The organism is Achromobacter sp., from assembly GCF_036567245.1.
Classification (GTDB): Bacteria; Pseudomonadota; Gammaproteobacteria; order Burkholderiales; family Burkholderiaceae_B; genus Achromobacter.
Genome location: NZ_DATCUY010000437.1, coordinates 1 through 5667 on the forward strand (window position 1 = coordinate 1; position 5667 = coordinate 5667).

Sequence of the window (5667 nt, forward strand, 5' to 3'; positions counted from 1 at the left end):
GGACCAGCCTGCCCGCCAGTCCGCCCGCGACCGCCCAGATGCCGCCGATGCAGAAACCCACCAGGACTCGCGCCGCCAGGAACCACGGCATGCTGGGCGCCCAGGCGCTGGCCGCGTTGGCGCAAACCAGCAGCGCCAGCAGGCCGCACAGGATCGCGCGGCGGTCCGCGCCCTTCGCCCCAATGATGACCAGCGGCGCGAACAGCGCCGCCAGGATGGCGGGTACGAACAGCATGAAGCCGCCCATGCCGACCGAGACCTCGAGCGTTGCCGTGATGGGAACGAACAGTCCCACCGGCAGCATTTCAGTGGTGACCACGCAAAAGGTCGCCATGCCCACGGCGATGACGCCCAGCCACGCGCGCCATCCAGTGCGGTCGGTATCGGGATCGGTGACTGGGGAGCCAGGAGTGGCCAGATCTTGCAACGAGGTGCCGCGGGTCATGATGGGGTTCCAGACAAAGCCCTTGCAGGGCCGACCCCTAGGCAGTCTACTGTTTCCATTTCGCTGATAAAGTAGGCAAATAAATAAACACAAGGGACAAATCGTGCCCAATCCACCCTACCCGGCTGCCCGCCTGGACCATATCGGCGACCTGCTCGCGTTTGTGCGCGTGGCCGACACGCAGAGCTTCACCGCGGCAGCCGAAAAGCTGGGCCTGTCGCGTTCGGCCATCGGCAAGTGCATCGCGCGCCTGGAGCTCGGCCTGGGCGCGCGCTTGCTTCATCGCAGCACGCGCAGCGTCAGCCTCAGCGACGAAGGGCGCGTCTTTTACGAACACGCGCAGCGCATCCTGTCCGAGGTGGACAACGCCACCGACGCCATGGCCAGCCGCAAGCAGGCGCCGCGCGGCCGGCTGCGCATCGATCTGCCGGTGTCGCTGGGGCGCTTGCACATCATGCCGCTACTGCGCGACTACCTGCAGGACTGGCCCGAGGTCGAGGCGGACGTCAGCTTTTCCGACGACTACATCGACCTGGTGCGTGACGGCGTGGACATGGCCATCCGCATCGGCGGCGAAACCGACAGCCGGCTGGTGCGCCGGGTGCTGGCGCCGCACCGCTTGATCGCCTGCGCTGCGCCCGGTTATCTGGATCGCCACGGCGCGCCCGCCAGCCCGGATGACCTGGCCAACCATCAAACCCTGGCCTACACCCACGCGGGCGCCCTGACTCCCTGGCGTTTTGCCGTCAACGGCCAGGAACGCGCCGTGCATGTGGCCGGCCGCCTGCGGCTGGGCAACACGGAGGCGCTGCGCGACGCCGCGCTGGCGGGCGAAGGCATCGCCCAACTGGGCGCCTTCCTGGTCGGCGAGGATCTGCGCGCCGGCCGGCTGGCGCCGGTGCTGGAATCCGTGGCGCCTGCCGGCGCGCCGGTCTGCGCGGTCTATCCGCACCGGCGCCACCTGGCGCCCAAAGTGCGGGTCCTGATCGACGCCATTGCCAGCAAATGGAGCAGCGGCGCCCCCTGGGCCAACGACGCAGCGCCGCCGCGGGCGTAGGCATGCGCCCGATCCACTATCATTGCCGGCATTGCCCCAGACGGCGCAATACCGGATACCCAGGGACGCTGCCAGGCATGCCCTTGCCTGCGCCCCGCCATTTCCCCCGGAGTTTTACTTGAGCGACATCTACCAATTCAGCCGCGGCACGGCGCCGCTACTGATCTCCATTCCCCACCTGGGCAGCATGATTCCCGACTCGCAGCGCGCGCAGATGACGCCGCTGGGCTTGCAATCGGGCGATACCGACTGGCACCTGGACACGCTGTACCAATTCGCCGAGGCGCTGGGCGCATCGGTCATCGGCGCGCGCTATTCGCGCTACGTGGTGGACCTGAACCGCCCGCCCAACGATGAAAGCCTGTATCCCGGCCAGACCAAGACCGGCCTGTGCCCGACCCAGACCTTCCGCGGCGACGCCCTCTACCGCAACGAAGCCGTCCTCACCGACGCCGAGCGCGAACACCGGCTGCAGACCTACTGGAAGCCCTACCACGCCAAGCTGTGCGAGGAAATCGACCGCATCAAGGCCGAGCACGGCACCGTGCTGCTGTGGGAAGCGCACTCGATCGCCAGCGTGCTGCCGCGCCTGTTCGAAGGCAAGCTGCCCGACCTGAACATCGGCACCGCCGACAGCGCAGCCTGCGCGCCCGATATCCTGGCAACGGTCGAAAGCCGGCTGCGCGACAACACCGCCTATACCTGGGCGGTGAACGGCCGCTTCAAGGGCGGCTACATCACGCGCCACTACGGCAGCCCGGCAGACAACGTCCACGCGATCCAGCTGGAAATGTGCCAGTCCACGTACATGGATGAAACGCACCCCTACGCCTACCAACCCGAACTGGCGGACAAGGTCATCCCGCTGGTCGAAAGCATGGTGCAGTCGGCGCTGCGGCAGACCGAGGCGCGCCAGCGCTGATCGCCCGCTGGCGGCTTCCGCCAATCCGTACCGCCCCAAGGCGCCTGCCGCCCTGGGGCGGTTTTTTTTGCCCCTAGGCCACGGGTATACCCCAATTTTTCACATCACAGTCTCAAACGTAGTATTTCAACTGAGCTACGTAAAACATTACGAGCCATAACGAAAAATACGTGGAGACTAGAAATGAAGACATGGAGTCACGCCGCCAGCGGCGCGCTGGCGTTGTGCGCCCTGCTCACGACAGGGGCGCACGCCGCCGATCCCGACACGTTCAAGATCGGCGGCGTGGTATCGCTGTCGGGCACTTACGGCATCTTTGGCGAAGACATGCGCAAAGGCGTCACCATCGCCATCGAACAGCGCGGCGGCAAAGTGCTAGGCAAGCCCATCCAGGTCACCTGGGAGGACGACGAGACCAAGCCGCAGCCCGCAGTGCAGAAGACCACCCGGCTGATCTCCGATGGATCGCAGATGATCTTCGGCGCGGTCAGCTCGGCCAGCACGCTGGCCATCATGAACATCGCCAAGCAGCGCAAGATCCCCCATCTGGTCACCATGTCGGCCGACGACAAGATCACGGTGCCGGGCGGCTCGCGCTATACCTTCCGCACCTCCAACACGCTGGGCATGGAGCAGCGCATGGCGCTGGCCTATTCCAAGGAGCAGAAGCTCAAGCGGGTCTACGGCGTGACGGCCGACTACCAGGCCACGCGCGACAGCTGGGACTGGTACCGGCGCGAGGCCGAGAAGGCCGGCATCGAGATCGTAGGCGCCGACTTTCCCCCGCTGGGCAACCGCGACTATTCGTCCATCGCCGACAAGATCGCGCGCTCCAACGCCGACGGCGTGGCGCTGTTCATGACGGGCTCGGACGCCGTCACCATGGTCAAGCAGGCCGGCCAGATCGAATTGGGCAAGACGCGCAAGATCTTCGGCCCGGTCATCGCCGACGAAACCATGGCGGCCGGCGTCGGGCCCACCGCGGTCGGCGTGCAGTCGGGCGTGAGATATCACTTCACCGTCGAGAACGACGCCAACAAGGCCTTCGTCGAGGCTTTCCGCAAGAAGTACAACGAGTTCCCCTCGGCCGCCGCGGGCGAAGCCTACGACGGCATGAGCTGGTGGCTGGACGTGGTCGACAAGACCGGCACCTGGGACAAGGAAAAGTGGATCGAGGCGTTTGCGGCCAGCGAGCGCGACAACTCGGTGGAAGGCAAGAAGACGATGCGCGCCTGCGACCACCAGGCCATGCAGAACGGCCTGTGGGGCGTGGTGGATGCGGGCAAACCGCCGCAGCCGGCTTACGTCATGGACATCGTCAAGGTGTTTCCGCCGGACCAGGTGTTCGAACCCTGCGCGGGCTGACGCCGCCGCGCCATGCACCCGCCGGTCCCTCGCGGACCGGTCTTCCACCCGGCGCGCCTGGGCGCGCCGCCTGACGGATTTCTGCCATGTCCACCGTGATCATCGGCCTGAGCCTGGGAATGCTGCTGTTCCTGCTGGCGTCCGGCCTTACGCTTATCTTCGGCATGCTGGGCGTCATCAACTTCGCCCATGGCGCGCTGTACATGCTGGGCGCCTACCTGGCCTTCGACATCCAGCTGCGCACCGGTTCCTTCATTGCCGGCCTGGTCGTGGCGACGCTGGGCGTCGGCCTGGTCGGCGTGGCGATGGAACGGCTGGCCCTGCGGCCGCTGTACAACCGCCCGCACTTTTATCAACTGATCCTGACCTTCGGCTTCATCCTCGTCATCAGCGAGGCCGTGAAGTTCATCTGGGGCCTGGGCTACCAGGAAACGCCGATGCCGGCGCTGCTGTCGGGCACGGTCGAACTGGCCGGCAGCACCATCCCCGTCTACCGCCTGTTCGTCATCGCCTTCGGCCTGGCGGTATCGGCGGCGCTGTTCTTCGTGCTGGAAAAAAGCACCTTCGGCATGCTGGTGCGCGCCGCCAGCAGCGACGGCGAGATGGTGCGCATCCTGGGCCTGCCCGCCGCCGCCATCCGCAGCGCGGTGTTCGGTGTGGGCGCGGCGCTGGCCGGGCTGGCCGGCGCCATCTCCGCCCCGCTGTTCCCGATCGAGCTGGGCATGGCCACCAACACCATCATCGACTGCTTCATCGTGGTGATCCTGGGCGGGTTGGGCAACATCCGCGGCGTGGTCGCCGCGTCGCTGCTGATCGGCATGGTGCGCGCGGTGGGCTACACCTTCATGCCCAGCTGGGTCGACATCCTGACGTTCGCCATGCTGATCGCCACCCTGCTCACCCGTCCGCAAGGACTGTTCTCCCGCCAAGCGAGGCTGGCATGACGACTTCCCGCCAAGACGCCGCCATCGCGGCCGGCGTGGCCGCCGCGGTGATCGCGGTGCCCTTCTGCACGCAAAACGATTTCCTGTTGAACCTGACTATCCTGATCATGGTGTGGTCCATCTTCGCCGTGGGCTTCGACCTGGTGTTCGGCCTGCTGGGCATGGTGTCCTTCGGCCACGCGGCCTTCCTGGGCGCAGGCGGCTACGCGCTGGCGCTGGCCACCCAGCGCTACGGCCTGCCGTTCGAGGCAGGCCTGGCCCTCGCGATCGTGGCGGGCGCCGCCTGCGCCTGGATCTTCAGCGTGTTCGCGCTGCGGGTCTCGGGGATCTTCTTCGCGCTGGTCACGCTGGCGCTGTCGCAGCTCATGTACATCCTGGCCGACAGCAAGCTGCGCGAATGGACCGGCGGCGCCGACGGCCTGCCCGGCATCGGCCGGCCGGAGCTCGCGGGCATCGACTTCTTCGACACCGTGAACTTCTATTGGTACGTTGCCGCCGTGTTCGCCCTGGTGATGGCGCTGATGGCGATGCTGCGCGCCTCGCCCTTCGGCCGCGCGGTCGCGGGCGTGCGCCAGAACGAGATCCGCGCCGCCCAGCTGGGCTACAACGTGCAGCGCCTGAAGCAGATCACCTTTCTGGTTTCCGGCGCGGTCGGCGGCCTGGCGGGCGGACTGCTGGCCGCGGTGCTGATGTACATGAACCCGCAGATGCTGCACTGGACCACCTCCGGCGACGTCATCATCATGACCTTGCTGGGCGGCGCGGGCACGCTGTGGGGACCGGTGGCCGGCGTGCTGCTGTTCGAAGCCCTGAAGGAATGGCTCAGCGGCTGGACGCCCTATTGGTACGGCATCCTCGGACTGGTCTTCATCCTGGCCACGCTGTACTTCCCGCAAGGAGTACTGGGCGCCGTGCAGGCCCGCTGGGGCCGCAA

5 protein-coding genes and 1 pseudogene are annotated in these 5667 nt (G+C 66.9%); 5 read left to right on the forward strand and 1 reads right to left on the reverse strand.

The window, feature by feature from the left end:
* Window positions 1-445: pseudogene (locus VIR09_RS18885) on the reverse strand (MFS transporter); the annotation flags it as partial.
* A gap of 103 nt (window positions 446-548) precedes the next feature.
* Here VIR09_RS18885 and VIR09_RS18890 point away from each other — a divergent pair.
* The 5 genes from VIR09_RS18890 to VIR09_RS18910 all read left to right on the forward strand — a co-directional run.
* Window positions 549-1502, forward strand: a complete 954-nt coding sequence (locus tag VIR09_RS18890) for a LysR family transcriptional regulator (protein ID WP_332014258.1) — start codon at window positions 549-551, stop codon at window positions 1500-1502.
* 118 nt (window positions 1503-1620) lie between these two features.
* A complete protein-coding gene (gene hutG / locus VIR09_RS18895) occupies window positions 1621-2424 on the forward strand; it encodes an N-formylglutamate deformylase (RefSeq protein ID WP_332014259.1) in 804 nt (267 codons plus the stop codon).
* Window positions 2425-2607: 183 nt separating this feature from the next.
* Window positions 2608-3789 carry an ABC transporter substrate-binding protein gene (locus VIR09_RS18900; protein WP_332014260.1) on the forward strand — a complete coding sequence of 394 codons (1182 nt, stop codon included), beginning with the start codon at window positions 2608-2610 and terminating at the stop codon, window positions 3787-3789.
* 86 nt (window positions 3790-3875) lie between these two features.
* Window positions 3876-4733: a branched-chain amino acid ABC transporter permease gene (locus tag VIR09_RS18905; protein WP_332014261.1), complete on the forward strand. Its 858-nt coding sequence runs from the start codon at window positions 3876-3878 to the stop codon at window positions 4731-4733.
* Window positions 4730-5667, forward strand: a 938-nt coding sequence (locus VIR09_RS18910; RefSeq protein WP_332014262.1) for a branched-chain amino acid ABC transporter permease, incomplete at its 3' end; no start/stop codon positions are given. The genes VIR09_RS18905 and VIR09_RS18910, both read left to right, overlap by 4 nt.

Bases quoted from the DNA above. Each gene is read 5' to 3' on its own strand.
- VIR09_RS18900 (WP_332014260.1), top strand. From the start codon at position 2,608: ATGAAGACATGGAGTCACGCCGCCAGCGGCGCGCTGGCGTTGTGCGCC.
- VIR09_RS18905 (WP_332014261.1), top strand. From the start codon at position 3,876: ATGTCCACCGTGATCATCGGCCTGAGCCTGGGAATGCTGCTGTTCCTG.